Source organism: Corallococcus terminator, from assembly GCF_049194865.1.
Lineage (GTDB): Bacteria > Myxococcota > Myxococcia > Myxococcales > Myxococcaceae > Myxococcus > Myxococcus terminator_A.
The window spans coordinates 25,071-44,719 of record NZ_JBLZWL010000106.1 but is presented as its reverse complement, the minus strand read 5'-3'; the positions used below and the strand labels follow the sequence as shown (position 1 = coordinate 44,719).

The following is a 19,649-nucleotide window of genomic DNA, read 5'->3' as shown; positions in this document are numbered from 1 at the left end:
CGTGGCGTTCAGCGACCCCATAGCCGACGGGCCTGTCATCCAGGGAGCCTCGGAGCGCGCGCTGAAGGCGGGCTCGACGCTGAAGCGCGTGCTGGAGGAAGTGGTGCCGGAGGTGCGTCGGCGCTGCCCGGAGACGCCGCTGGTCATTATGACGTACGTGAACGTCATCATGGCGATGGGCGAGGAGCGCTTCGCGAAGCTGGCGCGTGAGCGCGGCGTGTCAGGCGCGATTCTTCCGGACCTGCCTCCCGAGGAGAGCGGAAGCCTGCGCGCCACGTTCGACGCGGCGGGCGTGGACCTGATTCCGCTGTGCGCGCCCACCACGCCACGAGCACGCGCGGAGGCCATCGCGAAGGACGCGCGCGGCTTCGTGTACTGCGTGTCGGTGGCCGGCGTGACGGGCATGCGCGCGGAGCTGCCGCCGGACCTGTCGCAGCGGTTGGACCTGGTGCGCAACGCGTCGCCAGTGCCAGTAGTGGCGGGGTTCGGCATCTCCAGCGCGGAGCAGGCGCGGACGTTGTCGGCGCATGCGGACGGCGTGGTGGTGGGCAGCGCCCTCGTTCGCGCCGCGCACACCGACGGGCCGCAGGCCGCGAAGGCACTCTGCGCTGAAATCAAGCGTGGCCTGAAGCGCTGAGCACTCGGGTACGAGGGAGGACGGCGCGCACGGCCTTCCTCGTACCGGCTCACCTCACGGCGCCGCCGTGCGAGCCTTCTCCCAGATGGCCCGATAGTCATACGTCGGATAGAACTCCGTGCGGAACGCGCCCCACGCGCCCTTCTCGAACGCGAGGTTCACCTCGCGCAGCTTCTCGGGAGGAAGGCGCACGGTGACGACCTGTCCCACGCCCATCATCACGTACCAGGACACCACCTCCACGCCGGGCGGCGGGAAGCTCTTGCGGAAGCCCGTGCGGTCCAGGTGCGCGTTGATCTCCTCCAGCGTCTTCCCCTGGTCGTGCTTCATGAAGATGGTCAGCAACATCGTGCCGTCCGTGCTGGCCCCCTTCCCTGCTGGAGCCTGCGCATGTCCCGGCAGTGCCAGCGTCGAAGCCAGCAGCAACGCGAGGACGGTGGAGGCGTGGGGCAAAGGGCGGAGATGGCGCATGCGTGACTCCTCATGGAGGCGGTGAATCACCCCAGGGTGTAGTGGACGACGCACGGGTTCAAGCCTCGCGCGTGTGTCGTTGGACAGCGGACCGGATGACACGAGGACTGTCCACTCGACGTCTCGCGAGACAGGGAGCGCGCGCCTGGCACGGGGTGGATGGCACAATCCAGCCAATGAAAACGCGTGGCCCCCAGGTGGTGCTCGTCCGTCACGGTGAGACGGCATGGAGCCGCAGTGGCCAGCACACGGGACGCACGGACGTCCCGCTGCTGGAGGATGGCCGGAAGATGGCGGCGCTGCTCGGCTCACCGCTGCGCGCATGGACTTTCGCCCAGGTGTGGAGCAGCCCCCTGAGCCGGGCCTTCGAGACCTGCGCGCTCGCCGGCTATGGCGACGCGGCGCAACGGCGCGATGACCTGATGGAGTGGGACTACGGCGACCACGAGGGCCACACCAGCGCGGAGATTCGCGTGGAGCATCCCGGCTGGACGCTGTGGAAGGACGGCGTGCCCCACGGCGAGACGGCGCGGCAAGTGGGCGCTCGCGCGGACCGCGTCATCGCCGACGCCCGCGAGGAGAAGGGAGACATCCTCATCTTCTCCCACGGGCACTTCCTGCGGGTGCTCGCCTCGCGGTGGCTGGGCCTCCCGCCCGAGGACGGCCGCCTGTTCCTCTTGAGCACCGGCTCCATCAGCGTGCTCGGCTCCGACGGAGATGCCGCCCAGCCGGCGCTCGCCGGCTGGAACGACACCACCCACCTCAAGGGGTGAGCCACACCACGCGGCGCGGGCTCAGCAGTCGCCGCAGCTCAACACGGAGCCACTGCTGGTCTGCTCGTAGTCCGTGCACGAGGCACCGGCCGGGTTGAAGCAGACGCGGTAGCGCTCCTGGGAGCCGATGAGCGCGGGCAGGGGCTCGCGATAGAGGACGCCACAACACGGGGGCAGCAGGTCCTCGCCCTCCTTCGCGGGAGGCGCCTCGGCGGCGACGCCGTTCGGACAGCCCCAGGGGTCCTCCTCGCAGACCCAGCGCATGCCGCAGGAGGAGCTGGCGCCGCAATAGCTCCCACCCGTGGCGTACCAGGGCGACCAGTTCGCGCAGGAGTCGTAGCCCGGGCACATGCCCAGCGCCGAATCCACCGTGGTCAGCTCCATTTCCTCCATCGGCACGCCCTCGCCACCTTCAGCGGATGACACGCCACCGCACGCGCCCAGCATCAGCGCGCCGAACACCGCCGCAAGACCACGCAACACCGCGTTTCGAGTTCTCATCGGGGCTCCCTTCCGGTGCCGACCCCTGGATGGGGCCTCGGTCGCCGGAAGGGGAGCGATGCTATGCGTGCGGGTTTCCACCATCCGACGCCCGGCTTCGTCGGAATCCAGACAGCGCCCTTCACATGACAATGACCCAGCCCCGCAGGGTGATTCCCTTTTAGAGGCGCCCTTCCAGGAAGTTCTTCACCAGGGTGGGCCCCTCGGGGGTCAGCACGCTTTCGGGGTGGAACTGAAAACCCACCACGGGCTTCTCGCGGTGGCGCAGCGCCATGATGAGCCCGTCCTGGCTCCACGCGATGGCCTCCAGCTCCGGTGGCAGCGAGGACGCCTCCACGATGAGCGAGTGGTAGCGCGCGGCCTGGAAGCCCTGGCTCGCACCCGTGAAGACGCCCGAGCCTCCGTGTTGGATGCGCGCGGACTTGCCGTGCACCGGCTCCGGAGCGCGTATCACCTTGCCGCCGAAGGCCGCGCCAATGGACTGATGTCCCAGGCACACGCCGAGCACCGGCACGCGGGACTGGGCAATCGCGGCCACGCTGATGCCGGCTTCGTGCGGCGTGCAGGGGCCTGGTGAAATCACCAGGTGCGAGGCTCCCTGGGCCGCGACGTCCGCGACGGCGAGCGTGTCATTGCGCACCACCTTCACCTCGGCGCCCAGCGTGTAGAAGAGCTGGACGAGGTTGAAGGTGAACGAGTCGTAGTTGTCGATGACGAGAATCATCGGCCACCTCCCTCGCGAGCGAGCCGGAGCGCGGCGGCCATGGCACCCGCCTTGGCCTCTGTCTCGTCGGCTTCCTTCGACGGCACCGAGTCCGCCACCAGTCCCGCGCCCGCGGTCCACATGGTCCGGTCTCCATCGACGAAGAAGGTGCGGAGGGCGATGGCCACGTCCAGCGTGCCGCAGAAGGACAGGTAGCCCACCGCGCCCGAGTACGGCCCGCGCCGCTGCACCTCCAGCTCGTCGATGATCTGCATCGCGCGAATCTTCGGCGCACCCGAGACGGTGCCCGCGGGGAAGGTGCTGGCCAGCGCATCGAGCGCGTCGAACTTCGAGTCCAGCTTCCCGCGCACCTGAGAGACGATGTGCATCACGTGGCTGTAGCGCTCGATGACCATCAGGTCCTCCACGCGCACCGAGCCCGGCGCCGCCACGCGGCCCACGTCATTGCGGCCCAGGTCCACCAGCATGATGTGCTCGGCGCGCTCCTTCTCGTCCGCGAGCAGTTCCTTCTCCAGCGCCAGGTCCTCCGCCTCGGACGCTCCACGTCGACGCGTGCCGGCGATGGGCCGCACCACCACGTCGCCATCTCGCACCTGCACCAGCAGCTCCGGCGACGCACCCACCAACGCGCGGGCCTCGCCCAGCTCCACCAGGAACAGGTACGGCGAGGGATTCACGCGTCGCAGCGCGCGGTAGAGCGACAAGGGAGGCGGCGCACCTCGCGACTCGAAGCGACGGGCGAGCACCACCTGGAAGATGTCACCCGCGCGGATGTATTCCTTGGAGCGCTCCACCGCGGCCTCGTAGCCAGCACGGTCCCAGCAGGCCACGGGGCTCTCCCCCTTCATGCGCGGCGACGGCGCATGGGCATCCTGCGGCAGCGGCTTGAGGAGCCGCTCGGCCATGGCCTGCGCGCGGTCCTCCGCGTCCTTCAGCGCGACAGCCACGCTCGCGTGGAGCGAGGGGCGAGCGATGGCGGTGACCTTTAGCGTCCCCGTGCGCGAGTCGTGGGTGACGAAGTCCTCGGAGATGAGCCACTCGGAGTCGGGGAAGGACGTGTCGCGCGGGTGCCGGTCCGGAACGGTGGGCTCCATCCACGAGACACAGTTGTAACCCATGTACCCCACGAGTCCGCCGAGGAACGGCGCCTCACCGGGGAGCCGGGCCACGGCGAGCTCCCGCCACAGGGAGCGCAGCACGTCCATCGGCTTGCCGTCGCGTCGCTCCTCGCGCGAGCCACGCCACACAGTGGCGCCGTGCGCGTCCAGGCGCACGCGACCCGCGGCGTGGGTGCCCACGTGGCTGTAGCGCCCGAAGCGCTCGCCGCCGTAGCACGACTCGAGGATGAAGCCGCGCGAGCCTCCACCCAGCTTCAGATACGCCGACAGCGGCGTGTCGAGGTCCGCCGGCAACTCCACCGAGACCGGCACTGCCTCGCCCTGCTCCGCGCGCTGGCGGTAGGCCGCCTTCCGCTCCTGTGCATCCATGGTCATGACCTCTCCCCCGCTACCGCATTATCTCCGTCCCCAAGACGGCTGGGGACCCCGCTCCAGGTGATGGCTCCGCGCGACCTTCCAGCGCGCGCGCCGCACTCCCACAGCGGGGTCCTCGGTGTAGCGCGGCGGACGTGTCCCGGCGAGGACCATCGGTGCGCCCTCGCCTGTCATTCCCGGGGATGCCGTCAAGGCTGGGAGTGATGGCCGGGCGGCTGGCGACCATCCCAGGGACCAGGGTGGGTGAGAGGCCCGCGCACCTGGGTGGTCGTCCCCGGAAGCCCTCGTTATTTCTGAAGGACTGTGGACGCCTCCGTCTCCTTCCAGGCTCGAAGGCCGCTCATCACGGTGACGCCGCACGGGCTCTATTGTGAGCCTGGAGGTTTCCACATCGACCCTTGGCGCCCGGTGGAACGGGCGCTCATCACCCATGCGCATGGGGACCACGCGCGCTCGGGCCACCAGCGTTACCTGGGCACCCGAGCGGGCGAGGGTCTGCTGCGACGTCGCGTGGGCGCCGACTCGCACATCGATTCCCTGGAGTATGGCGAGCCGCTGAAGCTCAACGACGTCACCGTGAGCTTCCATCCAGCGGGCCACGTGCTGGGCAGCGCGCAACTCCGCGTCGAGCACCGGGGCGAGGTGTGGGTCATCTCCGGCGACTACAAGCGCGCGGCGGACCCGACGTGCGCGCCGTTCGAGGTGGTGCGCTGCCACACGTTCATCACCGAGGCGACGTTCGGCCTCCCCATCTTCCGCTGGGACGACGCGCGCGAAGTGGCGGAGGACATGCTGAGGTGGTGGGACGCGAATCGCGCGGTGGGCCGCTCAGCGGTGCTGTTCTGCTACGCCCTGGGCAAGGCCCAGCGCATCCTGGCGGAGCTGGCGCGACTGACGGACCGGCCTGTCTTCGTCCACGGCGCGATGCAGGGTCTGGTGGAGGTGTACCGGGACGCGGGCGTGAAGATGCTGCCCACGCAGCTCGTGTCGGAGGTGGAGAAGGGCACGTCGTTCGCGGGCGCGCTGGTGCTGGCGCCGCCGAGCGCGGGCGGGTCCACCTGGATGCGACGCTTCGGCGAAGCGGAGACGGGCTTCGCCTCGGGCTGGATGCGAGTGCGCGGCAACCGACGGCGGCGTGGCTTCGACCGGGGCTTCGTGCTGTCGGACCACGCGGACTGGCCCGACCTGCTGCGCACGGTGACTGACACGGGAGCGGAGCGGGTGCTCACCACGCATGGCTCCGCGGAGCCCCTCGCGCGCTACCTCCGAGAGCAAGGCGTGGATGCCTCCCCGCTGGCCACGCAGTTCGAGGACGAGGCGGAGGATTGACCCATGCGACGACTCGCGGACCTGTACGAGCGCCTGGACCAGACCACCTCCACCAACGCGAAGGTGGAAGCCCTCACACGCTACTTCCAGGAGGCCCCGCCCGAGGACGCCGCGTGGGCGCTGTACTTCCTCACGGGACAGAAGCTGAAGCGACTGCTCACCACGAAGTTGCTGGTGGGGTGGACGCAGGAGCTGACGCACATTCCCGACTGGCTCTTCGCGGAGGTGTACGCCTCCGTGGGGGACCTGGCGGAAGTCATCTCCCTGCTGCTGGACAACCTGGAACGGCCGAGCGCACCGGAGGAGCTGCCCCTGTCGCAGTGGCTCACCCAGCGACTGCTGCCCTTGCGCGAGCTGGATGCGACGGAGCAGCGCGAGCAGGTGGTGTCCTGGTGGCGCTCCATGCCTCGGCGAGAGGTCTTCCTGCTGAACAAGATGCTCACCGGCGAGCTGCGCGTGGGCGTCTCCTCCACGCTGGTGGTCCGCGCCCTCGCGAAGGTGGCGGGACTTCCCGCGCCGGACGTCGCGCACCGGTTGATGGGGACGTGGACTCCCTCGAAGGAGTTCTTCCAGCAGCTCGTCTCGCCAGAGGTCTCCGATGCGGAGCACTCACGCCCGTATCCGTTCTACCTGGCGTCTCCACTGGAGCAGCCGCCGGAGGCCCTGGGCGACCTCTCGGAGTGGTTGGTCGAATGGAAGTGGGACGGCATCCGGGGCCAGCTCCTCCACCGGAAGGGCGACGTCTATTTGTGGAGTCGGGGCGAGGAGCTCATCACCGACCGCTTCCCCGAAATCACCGACGCGGCGAAGGCCCTGCCCGAAGGCACGGTGCTGGACGGAGAAGTGTTGGCGTACGAGGACGGCAAGCCCCTGCCCTTCGCCCGCCTCCAGCGTCGCATCGGTCGTCAGAAGCTGACGCCCAAGGTGCTCGCGGAGGCCCCCGCCGCGTTCATCGCGTACGACTTGCTGGAGCAGGACGGGCAAGACTTGCGTCCGCTGCCGCTGCGCGAGCGCCGCGAGCGACTGGCCGCGCTGCTGAAGCACCACCCCACCTTCCCGCTGTCCCCCGCCGTGGAAGCACCCTCGTGGGAGTCCCTGGCGCACACGCGAAGCGAGGCACGTGAGCGCAACGTCGAGGGCTTCATGCTCAAGCGCGCGACTTCCCCGTACCTCACGGGGCGCAAGCGCGGCGACTGGTGGAAATGGAAGATCGACCCGTTCACGGTGGACGCGGTGCTGCTCTACGCGCATCCGGGACATGGCCGGCGCTCCTCGCTGTACACCGACTACACCTTCGCCGTGTGGAACGGGACGGACCTGCTGCCGGTGACGAAGGCGTACTCGGGCCTCACGGACGAGGAGATTGGCCGACTGGACCGGTGGATTCGCGCGCACACACGCGAGAAGTTCGGACCGGTGCGCTCGGTGGAGCCCGAGCAGGTCTTCGAGCTGCACTTCGAGGGCATCCAGAAGTCACCGCGTCACAAGTCGGGCGTCGCGCTGCGCTTCCCTCGCATCGCCCGCTGGCGCACGGACAAGAAGCCGCGGGACGCCGACTCCCTGGACTCGCTCAAGGAGCTGCTCCATGCCGGCGCGTAGGTCGCCCTCGCTGCGAGCCCAGCTCCAGGCGAAGAAGAAGGCACTCCACGGGGCCCCGGCGGCATCGACGTCCGAGAACCCACGCAGGAGGAAGAAGCGAGAGAAGCCACGCCAGGCGGTGCCCACGACGAGCGCCCCACCGATGGAACAACTTCGGGGCTGGTTCACCTCGAAGGGCTGGACTCCCTACGCCTTCCAGGAAGAAGCCTGGGCCGCCTATGCACGCGGGGACAGCGGGCTCATCCATGTCCCCACGGGCGCGGGGAAGACCTACGCCGCCTATCTCGCGCCGCTGGCGGAGGTGGCCGAGCACGGCGAGAAGGGCCTCCAGATTCTCTACGTGACGCCCCTGCGCGCGGTGTCACGCGACGTGGAGCAGGCCCTTCGCGAGCCACTGAGCGTGCTCGATACGGACCTCGACGTGGAGAGTCGCACCGGAGACACCTCATCCTCGGTGCGACAGCGACAACGGCAGCGACTTCCCGAAGTGCTCATCACCACGCCGGAGTCGCTCTCGGTGATGCTGTCGAACGAGCGCGCACCGGAGCTGTTCTCCTCACTGCGCGCCGTCATCGTGGACGAGTGGCATGAGCTGCTCGGCTCCAAGCGGGGCACGCAGACGGAGCTCGCCCTCGCCCGCTTGCGAGGCTTCGCGCCGCGCATGCGCACCTGGGCACTGTCCGCCACGCTCGCCAACCTGGAGGAAGCCGCGCGGCATGTCGTCGGCACCAGCGCGCGCCCCACGCTCGTCAGCGCGGACCTGGAGCGCCCGGTGGACGTGGAGACACTGCTGCCGGACCAGGTGGACACGTTTCCCTGGGCGGGGCACCTGGGCTTCTCCATGCTGGCCCGCGTGGCCGCGAGGCTGGACCCGGCGAAGTCGACGCTCATCTTCACCAACACGCGCTCTCAAGCGGAGCGATGGTTCGAGGGCCTGCGCTTCGCGCGTCCGGAGTGGGAACACCTGCTCGCGTTACACCACGGCTCCATCGACCGTGACGAGCGGGAGCGCGTGGAGCGAGGACTCAAGGACGGCTCGCTGCGCATCGTCGTGTGCACGTCGTCGCTGGACCTGGGCGTGGACTTCGGCCCCGTGGAGCGCGTGCTGCAAGTGGGCAGCCCCAAGGGCATCGGCCGGACGCTCCAGCGCGCGGGCCGAGGCGCCCACCGTCCCGAGGCCACGTGCAACATCCTCTTCGTCCCCACGCACGCGCTGGAATTGGTGGAGATGGCCGCCGCCCGCGACGCGCTCGCGCGGAAGGAAGTCGAGCCGCGTGTACCGCCTGGCAAGCCCTTGGACGTGCTGGCCCAGCACCTGGTGACGTGCGCGCTCGGAGGAGGCTTCACCCGAGAGGCCCTGCTCGACGAGGTGCGCGGCGCGGCGGCCTATGCGGACCTCACGGACGAGGAGTTCGACTGGACGCTCACCCTGGTGCACGAAGGTGGCCCGACGCTGACGGCCTACCCGGAGTTCCGCCGCGTGGAGGAGCACGAGGGCCGCTTCGTCGTGAAGAACGCCCGCGTCGCCCGACTGCACCGACTCAACATCGGCACCATCACCTCCGATGCGGTAGTGGAGCTGCGCTACTGGAGCGGAGGACGGCTGGGCAGCGTGGAGGAGTCCTATGTCAGCCGGCTTCGGCCAGGAGATACGTTCCTGTTCGCCGGCAAGAAGCTCGAGCTCGGCCGGCTCCAGGGGCTCACCGCTTATGTGCGGCCCGCGAAGTCGAAGGTGACTCAAACCCCGCGCTGGGGTGGCAGTCGCCTGCCGCTGTCCACGTCCCTGGCCGCCGCCGTGCGCCGCACACTCGACTCCGCGCGCCACGGCGACGTCACCTCCGACGAGCTCGCCGCCGCGTGGCCCATTCTGGAAGCACAGGAGCGGATGTCTCGCATCCCCTCCTCGGGCGCGCTGCTCGCGGAGCTGTGCCACACACGCGACGGGCACCACCTCTTCCTCTATCCCTTTGAAGGACGACGGGTGCACGAGGGACTCGCGGCCCTGCTCGCCCTGCGCCTGACGCGGCTCCAGAAGGCCACCTTCAACGTGTCAGTGAATGACTACGGCCTGGAGCTGCTCACCCCCGCCCCCTATCCCTTCGAGGAGGCGCTGCGCCCCCACCTCTTCACGCGCGAGCACCTGGTGGAGGACGTGCTCGAGAGCGTCAACGTGGGCGAGCTGACGAAGCGCCAGTTCCGCGACATCGCCCGCGTGGCGGGGCTGGTGCTGCCCGGGCTCCCCGGGGCCCGCAAGTCCACGCGGCAGGTCCAGACCAGCGCCGCCCTCCTCCATGATGTCTTCGCCCGCTATGACCCGGGACACCTGCTGCTCACCCAGGCCCGCCGCGAGGTGCTGGAGCAACAGTTCGAGCAGGGCCGCCTGGAGCGCGCGCTGGAGCGCATGGAGTCGAGCCCCCTCGAACTGCTCCATGTCCGGAGGCCCACGCCACTGGCCTTCCCGCTCGTCGTCGAGCGCATCAGCGCCAGCCTCTCCAATGAGTCCCTGCTGGAGCGGGTGGAGCGAATGAAGGAGCGATGGACGCGAGACGATGCCAGGTCCGCGTAGGCGGCACCCCGCTGGAGCTCCTCCCGGAGCGGGCCCTGCACTGGCCCGAGGCCCGCACACTCGCGGTGGCCGACCTGCACTGGGGCAAGACGGAGAGCTTCCAGCAGCACGGCATCCCCCTCCCACTAGGGGTGCTGGAGGACGACCTCGCCCGCCTGTCCTCGGCGCTCGCCACCACGGGCGCCCGTCGGCTGCTCGTCCTGGGCGACCTCGTCCACTCCCGGGAAGGTCTCACCCCCGCGCTCATCCGGAGGCTCGCGGACTGGCGCGCCTCTCATGCCGAGGTGGAGCTGGTGCTGGTCCGGGGCAACCATGACCTCCGTGCGGGGCCCCTGCCCGCGGAGTGGCGGCTGGACGTCCACGAGTCCCACCTGGACGAGGGCCCCTTCCGCTTCGCCCACCACCCCACGCCCGTGACAGGCCGCTACGTCTGGGCCGGTCATCTCCACCCCACCGTGAGGCTGTCTGCTGGTGGGGACCGCCTCCGTCTTCCATGCTTCCATCTGGGGCCCGGGGTGGGCGTGCTCCCGGCCTTCAGCGCCTTCACCGGTGGATTCGACATGCCGCGCCGCCCCGGGGAGCGCGTCTTCGCCCTCGCCGGACCTTCCGTGGTCGAGGTGTAGGATGAGCGACTCCAAGCGCCGCAAGGTCCTGGGCATCATCGCCACGGACACGACGTTCGAGCGCACCGAGCACCGGGGGCGCGAGGCCTGGCTGGGGAAGTGCCTGCACTGCAACGCGCATCTGGTGGTGGGTCTGGATGGCGAGCCCATCAGCCGGGCCACCATCGAGCACATCCTCCCGCGAACCGCCGGAGGAACCGACGCGCCGGAGAACCTGGGCCTGGCCTGCGCCCGCTGCAACCAGGGCAAGGGCAGCCGACATGACCCCCACTATCACCGGGACCCGAGGGTCCGCGAGCTGGTGGAGAAGCTGCTCGCCCGCCGCAAACAACGCTGGCGGGAGCCGGATGGCGCGGACTCCGAGTGACACCGTCGCGAGCCCGGGCCGACGAGCTGTCTCTGTCGGTAGCTGAACCCGCGCGCAGGGCTGCTCATACCTCGCGTGAGCATCGCGCCGAGACACGCGAACACGCGTGATGATCCATCGCGGACGGGTGGAGGCTCAACGTCCCTTCCTCCCGCCAGAAGAGAGATTCATCACCTCCGGACCGCGATTTCCCGCCTCCGCGCGAGGAAGTGGTATCCCACGGCCCCACAACATTTAGAATGGTTGACACTGCCGTGTCGATGGTCGATGGTCCCGCGCCGCGCTGGGTTGGGACAGGAGGAGGGACCCGCCCGCGGCAACATCCATAGAGGTTTCGTTGGACGTGACTGCTTCGCTTTCCGCGCGCCTGGAGCCGCCCCCCCGACCCGTCGGGGCCGGGATCGCCCCGCCGCTCCTCGCGTTCAGCCTCGTCCCCGCCTCTTCCTCCTCTCCTGTCACCGCAGTTGTCGAAGCCCCCTTGCCCATGGTCCTGGTATGAGCGGCCCTCTGTTTCCACGCTGGACGAACACGGTGTCTCGGCTGTCCGCCGCGGCGCTTCTTGCCGTGCCCGCCATCGGTATCGGCGGCCTCATGGCTTACGTACGGTCTCCGTACGTAACGAACCAGCAGATGCCCATCGAGCAGCCCATCGAATTCGACCACCGCCACCATGCGGGGGACGAGAAGATCGACTGCCAGTATTGCCACTGGAGTGTGGACAAGGCGCCCTCAGCGGGCATCCCGTCCACCACCGTGTGCATGTCCTGCCACGCTCAGGTGTGGAACAAGAGCCCGTACCTTACCGAGGTGCGCAAGGCCTTCTTCGCCGACGCACCCATCCAGTGGGTCCGCGTCCACAACCTGCCGGACTTCGTCTACTTCAATCACGCCATCCACGTGAACAAGGGCGTGGGTTGCGCCAGCTGCCACGGTCGCATTGACCAGATGGGCGCGGTGGAGCAGTTCGCCCCGCTGACCATGGCGTGGTGTCTGGAGTGTCACCGTGATCCGAAGCCGCACCTGCGGCCCCCGGAGTTCATCACGTCGATGACGTGGACTCCGCCGACGGACAAGGCCGAGGCCGCAGCGCTCGGCGAGAAGCTTCATCAAGAGTACGACGTCCACTCGCGCACGAGCTGCTCCACATGCCACCGATGAACACGAAGCGCGACGGCGCCCCGTCGCAGGAATCTTCTTCCTTCGCGCTCCCGGTCGTCTCGGACCGGCCCGCCGCGGCGCCTGACGCCGTCGGTGAGGCACTGGAGCACGCCGCAGCGAACGCCAACTCCGCCGAGCACGGCTACGGCCAGTCGTACTGGCGCAGCCTCGAGGAGAAGCTCGGCACCTCCGAGTTCATGGAGGAGACCCGCCCGGAGTTCCCCGTGGGCGCGGACCTGCCCCCCTCGGGCTTCGTGCGCCGCGAGTTCATGCAGCTGCTCGGCGCCTCGCTGGCCCTGGCCGGCGCCACGGCCTGCAGCACCCGTCCCCAGGACGAGAAGCTGCTGCCGTACACGAAGACGCCGCCGGAAGTGACTCCCGGCAACCCCCTGCACTACGCGTCCGCGATGACGCTGTCCGGCCACACCTCCGGCCTGCTCATCACCGCCCGCGAGGGTCGCCCCGTGAAGGTCGAGGGCAACCCGGACCACCCGGTCAACCAGGGCGCCGCCTGCACCTTCGAGCAGGCGTGGCTGCTGTCGCTCTATGACCCGAGCCGCGCGCGCGTGCTGCGCCAGGGCAAGACGCCCCGCGCCCAGCGCGTGCTCCACGAGACCATCGCGTCCCTGGTCGGCAAGTCCGCCACGGAGAACGGTGGCTCGCGCGTGCGCTTCCTCACGGAGGCGGTGGGTTCGCCGCTGACGAGCGACCTGCGCAACCACATCATCAAGAAGCTGCCCAACGCGCGCTTCCACAGCGCCTCGTCCAACCAGGACACGCAGGCGGACACGCTGCGCACCCTGTTCGGCGGGCAGCACGTGGCCGCGCTGTATGACTTCTCCCAGGCGGACGTCGTCCTGTCGCTGGACGCGGACTTCCTGGAGAGCTGCCCGGGCAACCTGCGCCACATCCGCGAGTTCGCGGACCGTCGCGACCCGCGCAAGGGCAAGCTCAACCGCCTGTACATGGCGGAGGCCCGCTTCTCCATCACCGGCGGCATGGCGGACCACCGCCTGCGCATGAAGTCGCAGGAGGTCCTCGGCCTCGCCGCCGCGGTGGCCCAGGCCATCGGTGGCAGCGCCGCTTCCCTGGCCGGCACCGCGGCCGCGAAGTCGCCGCTGCGCGGTGAGCTGGGCAACTGGGTGCAGGCGGTCTCCGCCGACCTGCGCGCCGCCGGCCCCGGCCGGTCGCTGGTCATCGCGGGCGAGCGTCAGCCCGCCGCGGTCCACGCGCTGGCCCACGCCATCAACAACGCGCTCGGCAACGGCGACAAGACGGTCCGCTACATCCAGGCCCCCATCGCCGAGGCGACGGGCCTGTCGCAGGTCCGCGCCCTCGTCGAAGACATCGAGGCCGGCCGCGTCGACACGCTGGTCATCACCGCCTACAACCCCGTCTTCACGCTGCCGGACGACGTGGGCCTGGGCAAGGTGCTGAGCAAGGACCACCCCAGCCGCGCCAGGCTCAACGTCCTCTACACGTCGCTCTACGAGGACGAGACCAGCGCGCACGTCGACTGGTTCATCCCCGCGGCGCACCCGCTGGAGACGTGGGGCGACGGCCGCTCGGTGGAGGGCACCGTCTCCATCGCCCAGCCGCTCATCCAGCCGCTCTTCAACGGCATGCCGGAGTCGGAGCTGCTCGCGATGTTCCTGGACGAGCCCTTCCGCCCCGCCTACCAGTTGCTGCGCGACTACTGGCGCGGCCAGACGGCCAACCCGGCCGACTTCGAGGCCCGCTGGGAGTCCTGGGTGGCCCAGGGCTTCATCGAGAACACCGCGTCCAACCCCGTCGCGGGCTCGCCGGACTTCGGCGCCGCCGCCTCGCTGGTGTCGGGCTACACGCCCCCGGCCTCGGGTGACCTCGAGCTGAACTTCGTCAACGACTACAAGGTCTACGACGGCCGCTTCGCCAACAACTCCTGGCTGCAGGAGCTGCCCGAGCCCATCACCAAGATGGTCTGGGACAACGCCGCCCTGCTGGGCCCGGACACGGCGAAGGCGCTGAGCCTCGCCCCCGGCGACCTGGCGGAGCTGACCTACAACGGCCAGAAGCTGACGGTGCCGGTGTGGGTGGTTCCTGGCCATGCCGACAACACGGTGACCATCGCCCTGGGCTACGGCCGCAACGGCCTGCACGAGCAGGTCGCCAAGGGCGTGGGCTTCAACGTCAACCCCATCCGCACCAGCAAGAACCCCTGGTTCGACGGCGGCGCCACGCTCACCAAGGTGCGCGGCAGCTACAAGTTCAGCCTGACGCAGACGCACTGGCGCATGGAGAACCGCCCCATCGCGCTGGACATGCCCATCTCCGAGCTGGAGCACCCCTCCACGGAGACGCAGCACACCCTGCACCGCGTGAAGGGCGAGCTGAAGCAGGGCATCCAGGACAACCTCGTCGATTTCGACTACTCCAAGGGCTACAAGTGGGGCATGGCCATCGACCTGTCCCGCTGCACGGGCTGCAGCGCGTGCGTGGTGGCCTGCCAGGCGGAGAACAACATCCCCGTCGTGGGCAAGGAGCAGGTGGGCCGCAGCCGTGAGATGAACTGGCTGCGCATCGACCGGTACTTCGAGGGTCCCGAGAACGACCCGAAGATGGTCATGCAGCCCGTGATGTGCGTGCACTGCGAGAAGGCCCCCTGCGAGTACGTGTGCCCGGTGAACGCCACCGTGCACTCGGACGAGGGCCTGAACGACATGGTGTACAACCGCTGCGTCGGCACGCGGTATTGCTCCAACAACTGCCCGTACAAGGTCCGCCGCTTCAACTACCTGCACTACACCGCGGGGAAGACGGCCACCGAGAAGATGCTGATGAACCCGGACGTCACGGTGCGCAACCGCGGCGTCATGGAGAAGTGCACGTACTGCGTGCAGCGCATCGAGCGCGCCCGCATCGACGCGCGCGTCAACAAGCACCTCATCAAGGAAGCCGACCTCAAGACGGCGTGCCAGCAGACGTGCGCCGCGCAGGCCATCGTCTTCGGCTCCCTGAACGACGAGAACCAGCTCGTCACCCAGCTGACCGAGGACGTCCGCGCCTACAAGCTCCTGCACGAGCTGGGCACGCGTCCGCGCACGTCGCACCTCATCCGCGTGCGCAACCCGAATACCGCCCTCGAGCCGGCCAAGGCCGCGACGAACGAAGGGAGCCACTAATCATGGCCGAGACCGCCGCCACCGCCCCGCTCGATCCGCTCGAGCCCCGGGACCTCATCCCGCCGCACCACGACGACAAGTCCCTCAACGAGACGCTGCTGGACCACGTCTGGCGCAAGCCGGGCAAGGGCTGGTTCATGCTCTTCGGCCTGACGCTCAGCGCGCTGGGTCTGCTCGTCGTCGGCGTCACCTACACGCTCGCCCGAGGCATCGGCGTGTGGGGCAACAACCAGCCGGTCGGCTGGGCGTTCGACATCATCAACTTCGTCTGGTGGGTCGGTATCGGCCACGCCGGTACGCTCATCTCCGCCATCCTCCTGCTCTTCCAGCAGAAGTGGCGCACGAGCATCAACCGCTTCGCGGAGGCCATGACGCTGTTCGCCGTCATGTGCGCGGGTCTGTTCCCGCTGCTGCACACCGGCCGTCCCTGGTTCGCCTTCTGGCTGTTCCCCTACCCCAGCACCCTGGGCGCGTGGCCGCAGTTCCGCTCCCCGCTGGTGTGGGACGTGTTCGCCATCTCCACGTACCTCACGGTGTCCGCGCTGTTCTGGTTCGTGGGTCTCATCCCGGACCTGGCCGCGCTGCGTGACTCGTCCAAGACGAAGATGCAGCGCACCATCTACGGCCTGTTCGCGCTCGGCTGGCGCGGCTCAGGTCGGCACTGGCACAACTACAAGATCGCGTACCTGCTGCTGGCCGGCCTCTCCACGCCGCTCGTCGTCTCGGTGCACACCATCGTTTCGTTCGACTTCGCGGTGTCCCTGCTGCCCGGCTGGCACGCGACCATCTTCCCGCCCTACTTCGTGGCCGGCGCCGTGTTCAGCGGCTTCGCGATGGTCATCACCCTCATCGTCCCGGCACGCAAGTACCTGGGTCTGCGGGACGTGATTACGGACCGCCACCTGGAGAACATGAACAAGGTCATCCTCGCGACGGGCCTCCTCGTGTCCTACGGATACTTGATGGAGCACTTCGTCGCCTGGTACTCGCAGAACCAGTTCGAGTTCTGGACCTTCTACGTGAACCGCGCCACGGGCCCCTACGCCGGCGTGTACTGGCTGATGATCACGTGCAACGTCGTCACGCCGAACATCTTCTGGTTCAAGAAGTGCCGCACCAGCATCCCCATCATGTGGGTGGCCTCCATCGCCGTGAACATCGGCATGTGGTGCGAGCGCTTCATCATCATCGTGACGTCGCTGAGCCAGGACTTCCTGCCTTCGTCGTGGGGCATCTACGCCCCCACGTGGGTGGACTGGTGCATCTACATCGGCACCCTGGGCCTGTTCGGCACCCTGTTCCTGCTGTTTTTGAAGTTCGTGCCCGCGGTGGCCATCAGCGAAGTGAAGGAGCTGCAGTTGGAGCTCAAGCACGCCGCCCACCAGAAATCCCACGGAGCGCACTAGAGTCATGGAAGCCACTGTCCTCGATTCCTGGGTGCTGGCCGAGTTCGAGACGCCAGATGTCCTCGTGGATGCCACCCGTCAGATGCGGGAGAAGGGCTTCCAGGGGATGGACACCTACTCTCCGTACCCGCTGCACGGCGGCTCGGAGGCCCTGGGTCTGCCCCCCTCGAAGGTCCCCTTCATCGCGCTGTGCGGTGGGCTCACGGGCCTGACCACGGCGCTCGCCATGCAGACCTGGATGAACACGTACGACTACCCGCTGAACATCGGCGGTCGTCCGCTCTTGTCCCTGCCGGCGTGGGTGCCGATTACGTTCGAGCTGAGCGTGCTGTTCGCCGCGTTCGGCATCTTCTTCGGCCTGTTGGGGCTGAGCCGGCTGCCGCAGCCGTACCACCCCGTCTTCGAGTCCGACGCCTTCCGCACCGCGTCCACGCACGGCTTCTGGCTGAGCGTGCCGCACGCGACGGGCCAGGACGCCGCGGCCGTCATTGACCAGCTCAAGGCCCTGGGTGCCACCCAGGTGACCGTCGTCACGGGAGAGAAGGAATGAGGTGGCTCATCCCCGCCGCCGGACTCGTCGCCCTGTCGGGCTGCGACGTCCCCTCGGAGTTCCTCCAGCGCATGGAGCACCAGGCCAAGTACGAGTACTACGAGGCCTCTGATTTCTGGGCGGATGGCCGTGCCATGCGCACGCCCCCCGCCGGAACGGTGCCCCGCGAGCGCTTCGCGCAACTGCCGGAGCTCAAGGACCCCGTCGCCCGGCAGACGGCCCTCAGCGGCCGCGCCAACGGTCAGCCCGTGGCCACCATCCCCGTGACGGTGGACCAGGGCCTGCTGACCCTGGGTCAGAAGAAGTACAACATCGTCTGTTCGCAGTGCCACGGAGTGCTCGGAGACGGCAACAGCGTCGTCGCGGAGAACATGTCCCTGCGCCTGCCGCCGTCCCTGCTGGAGCTGGAGAGCAAGTCGGCGGGTCACTTCTACACGGCCATCAACGAGGGCTACGGCGTGATGCCGTCCTTCTCCGGTGAGCTGGACGTGCGCGAGCGCTGGGCCGTGGTCGCCTACGTCCGAGCCCTCCAGGAAGCTCGCAACACCCGTACGGGCGGACAGCAGCCCGTCCCGCAGGAGAACCGATGACCCCCGCAGCCGAAGCCCCTGCTCATCTCGAGCGCTACACCGGCACGCCGAAGCTGATGGTGCCGGCGTTCGCCGTGGGCGCCCTGGGCATCCTGGCCACCCTGGCCATCTTCTTCCTGACCAACGCCAAGGGCGCGGCCGCGCACAGCTACCTGCTCGCCTTCACCTACTGGGTGGGCATCAGCGTGGCCTTCACCATCATGGTGGCCATCTTCCACACGGCGAAGGCCAAGTGGCTCATCGTCCTGCGCCGCACGATGGAGACGGGCGCGTCCGTCATCCCCATCTTCGTGCTGCTCATCATCCCCGTGATTCTCATGGCGGGCTACCTGTACCCCTGGTGGCCGGGCTCGCCGCTGCGCGCCGCCATCACCGGCCTGGAGTCCGAGCACCTGTCGCACAAGGAGCACGGCTACCTGAACTGGAAGTTCACGCTCGTCCGCCACGTCATCTACTTCGCGGTCTGGATTTTCGCGGCGTGGAAGCTGCGCGGGCTGAGCCTGAAGCAGGACACGGAAGGAGGCCTGGACCTCACGGTGCGCATGCGCCGCTTCGCCCCCGGCATCCTGCCGTTGCTGGCGCTGACCATCACCTTCGCGTCCTTCGACTGGCTGATGAGCCTCACGCCGCTGTGGCAGTCCACCATGTTCGGCGTCTACTACTTCGCGGGCAGCTTCCTGTCGGCCTTCTGCGTCCTCACCATCGTCAGCACCCTGGCCCGGGGCAAGGACCTCTACGGCAACGTGGTGACGCCGGCCCACTTCCACAACCTGGGCAAGCTGATGCTGGCCTTCACGGCGTTCTGGGCCTACATCGCCTTCTCCCAGTTCATGCTGGTGTGGATCGCCAACATCCCGGAAGAGGCGCCCTGGTACGGCCTGCGCATCTTCGGCGCGTGGAAGCCGTTGTCCATCGCCCTGTTCTTCGGCCACTTCGTGCTGCCGTTCTTCGTGCTGCTGTCACGGAATCTGAAGCTGCAGCCCCGCCGGCTGTCAGTGGTCGCCGTCTACCTGCTGGTCATCCACGCGGTGGACATGTACTGGCTCATCTGGCCGGCGCTGACGGGCAACCAGGGCCCGAGCTTCGACGTGCTGTCGCTCGTGACGCTCCTGGCTTCGTTCGTGGGCGTGGGTGGCATCGCGGTGGGCTTCGCGCTCAAGAACGCGCGCGGCAATTACACGATGCCGGTGAAGGACCCGTACATCGCGGAGTCCCTGAGGTACGTGCAGCCATGAAGAAGACCCAGGTTGAGCTCGAGTCGCGTGTCATCGTCGGCGCCCACGGTGTGGCCGCCGAGGAAGACCACATCGTGATGAGCAAGGTGGTGGGCATCGGCGTCGGCTCGCTCGTCATCTTCGCGGTGGGCATCGTCTGGGCGTACGCCATCCAGGTGCGGACCATGAAGGAGGCCCAGCCGGACGGTCCTCCTCCGCGTCCGGCGGCGATGCAGCAGTACGAGATTGGCATCGTCAACCAGCGCCTGTTCGAGCAGGACTGGCACGCCGAGGAGAAGATTGGCGGCCAGCAGCAGGCCCTGCAGGCCGGCTGGGGTGACCAGCCAGGCGTCAAGGCGCACCCCACCATCAACGAGGCGATGAAGTCGGTCATCTCCAAGAGCCGAAACCCGCCCCCGGCCCCCCCCGCTCCCGCTCCTGAGCCCACTCCGGCTCCTCAGCAGTAGCTTCCCTTCCCTGCCTCGCG

General features: G+C 68.6%; 18 protein-coding genes. 14 read left to right on the top strand and 4 right to left on the bottom strand.

The features are described from left to right. Nucleotides 1–637, top strand: a 637-nt coding sequence (gene trpA / locus ACN469_RS32590; protein ID WP_498774309.1) for a tryptophan synthase subunit alpha, incomplete at its 5' end; no start/stop codon positions are given. Nucleotides 638–691: 54 nt separating this feature from the next. Here the strand turns inward: trpA and ACN469_RS32585 are convergent. After that, nucleotides 692–1,108, bottom strand: coding sequence for a hypothetical protein (locus ACN469_RS32585; protein WP_498774307.1), 417 nt, complete (start codon nucleotides 1,106–1,108; stop codon nucleotides 692–694). 176 nt (nucleotides 1,109–1,284) lie between these two features. Between ACN469_RS32585 and ACN469_RS32580 the strand changes: the two genes are divergently transcribed. Next, nucleotides 1,285–1,881 carry a histidine phosphatase family protein gene (locus tag ACN469_RS32580; protein ID WP_498774305.1) on the top strand — a complete coding sequence of 199 codons (597 nt, stop codon included), beginning with the start codon at nucleotides 1,285–1,287 and terminating at the stop codon, nucleotides 1,879–1,881. Nucleotides 1,882–1,902: 21 nt separating this feature from the next. Here ACN469_RS32580 and ACN469_RS32575 read toward each other — a convergent pair whose 3' ends face one another. The 3 genes from ACN469_RS32575 to ACN469_RS32565 all read right to left on the bottom strand — a co-directional run bounded on the left by ACN469_RS32575 (nucleotide 1,903) and on the right by ACN469_RS32565 (nucleotide 4,593). Beyond that, nucleotides 1,903–2,382, bottom strand: coding sequence for a hypothetical protein (locus tag ACN469_RS32575; RefSeq protein ID WP_498774303.1), 480 nt, complete (start codon nucleotides 2,380–2,382; stop codon nucleotides 1,903–1,905). Between the two features lie 160 nt (nucleotides 2,383–2,542). Next, nucleotides 2,543–3,106, bottom strand: a complete 564-nt coding sequence (locus ACN469_RS32570) for an anthranilate synthase component II (protein ID WP_498774301.1) — start codon at nucleotides 3,104–3,106, stop codon at nucleotides 2,543–2,545. Beyond that, nucleotides 3,103–4,593 carry an anthranilate synthase component I family protein gene (locus tag ACN469_RS32565; RefSeq protein ID WP_498774315.1) on the bottom strand — a complete coding sequence of 497 codons (1,491 nt, stop codon included), beginning with the start codon at nucleotides 4,591–4,593 and terminating at the stop codon, nucleotides 3,103–3,105. Before ACN469_RS32565 ends, ACN469_RS32570 begins: the two co-directional genes overlap by 4 nt. A gap of 309 nt (nucleotides 4,594–4,902) precedes the next feature. Between ACN469_RS32565 and ACN469_RS32560 the strand changes: the two genes are divergently transcribed. The 12 genes from ACN469_RS32560 (at nucleotide 4,903) to ACN469_RS32505 (ending at nucleotide 19,629) form a co-directional block, all read left to right on the top strand. Continuing rightward, nucleotides 4,903–5,928: a ligase-associated DNA damage response exonuclease gene (locus tag ACN469_RS32560; RefSeq protein WP_498774299.1), complete on the top strand. Its 1,026-nt coding sequence runs from the start codon at nucleotides 4,903–4,905 to the stop codon at nucleotides 5,926–5,928. Nucleotides 5,929–5,931: 3 nt separating this feature from the next. Continuing rightward, nucleotides 5,932–7,527 carry an ATP-dependent DNA ligase gene (locus ACN469_RS32555; protein WP_498774297.1) on the top strand — a complete coding sequence of 532 codons (1,596 nt, stop codon included), beginning with the start codon at nucleotides 5,932–5,934 and terminating at the stop codon, nucleotides 7,525–7,527. Between the two features lie 142 nt (nucleotides 7,528–7,669). Next, nucleotides 7,670–10,093: a ligase-associated DNA damage response DEXH box helicase gene (locus tag ACN469_RS32550; RefSeq protein ID WP_498774313.1), complete on the top strand. Its 2,424-nt coding sequence runs from the start codon at nucleotides 7,670–7,672 to the stop codon at nucleotides 10,091–10,093. Then, complete coding sequence (pdeM, locus tag ACN469_RS32545) at nucleotides 10,063–10,716, top strand: ligase-associated DNA damage response endonuclease PdeM (protein WP_498774295.1); 654 nt, start codon at nucleotides 10,063–10,065, stop codon at nucleotides 10,714–10,716. Before ACN469_RS32550 ends, pdeM begins: the two co-directional genes overlap by 31 nt. 1 nt (nucleotide 10,717) lies before the next feature. Then, the gene (locus ACN469_RS32540) at nucleotides 10,718–11,083 is read left to right on the top strand and encodes an HNH endonuclease (protein WP_498774293.1); all 366 of its coding nucleotides are present in this window, start codon (nucleotides 10,718–10,720) and stop codon (nucleotides 11,081–11,083) included. Nucleotides 11,084–11,578: 495 nt separating this feature from the next. After that, complete coding sequence (locus ACN469_RS32535) at nucleotides 11,579–12,241, top strand: cytochrome c3 family protein (protein ID WP_498774291.1); 663 nt, start codon at nucleotides 11,579–11,581, stop codon at nucleotides 12,239–12,241. Further along, nucleotides 12,238–15,402 carry a TAT-variant-translocated molybdopterin oxidoreductase gene (locus tag ACN469_RS32530; protein ID WP_498774311.1) on the top strand — a complete coding sequence of 1,055 codons (3,165 nt, stop codon included), beginning with the start codon at nucleotides 12,238–12,240 and terminating at the stop codon, nucleotides 15,400–15,402. Before ACN469_RS32535 ends, ACN469_RS32530 begins: the two co-directional genes overlap by 4 nt. Nucleotides 15,403–15,404: 2 nt before the next feature. After that, nucleotides 15,405–16,808 (top strand): NrfD/PsrC family molybdoenzyme membrane anchor subunit, encoded by a 1,404-nt coding sequence (nrfD, locus tag ACN469_RS32525; protein ID WP_498774289.1) that lies wholly within the window; start codon nucleotides 15,405–15,407, stop codon nucleotides 16,806–16,808. A 4-nt stretch (nucleotides 16,809–16,812) separates the two neighbouring features. Beyond that, complete coding sequence (locus tag ACN469_RS32520; RefSeq protein WP_141646858.1) at nucleotides 16,813–17,358, top strand: DUF3341 domain-containing protein; 546 nt, start codon at nucleotides 16,813–16,815, stop codon at nucleotides 17,356–17,358. Next, on the top strand, nucleotides 17,355–17,948 hold the full coding sequence (locus tag ACN469_RS32515) for a c-type cytochrome (RefSeq protein WP_498774287.1): 594 nt from the start codon (nucleotides 17,355–17,357) through the stop codon (nucleotides 17,946–17,948). The genes ACN469_RS32520 and ACN469_RS32515 overlap by 4 nt, the downstream gene beginning before the upstream one ends. Further along, complete coding sequence (locus tag ACN469_RS32510; protein WP_498774285.1) at nucleotides 17,945–19,183, top strand: hypothetical protein; 1,239 nt, start codon at nucleotides 17,945–17,947, stop codon at nucleotides 19,181–19,183. The genes ACN469_RS32515 and ACN469_RS32510 overlap by 4 nt, the downstream gene beginning before the upstream one ends. Then, nucleotides 19,180–19,629: a hypothetical protein gene (locus ACN469_RS32505; protein WP_498774283.1), complete on the top strand. Its 450-nt coding sequence runs from the start codon at nucleotides 19,180–19,182 to the stop codon at nucleotides 19,627–19,629. Before ACN469_RS32510 ends, ACN469_RS32505 begins: the two co-directional genes overlap by 4 nt. Nucleotides 19,630–19,649: the final 20 nt, after the last annotated feature.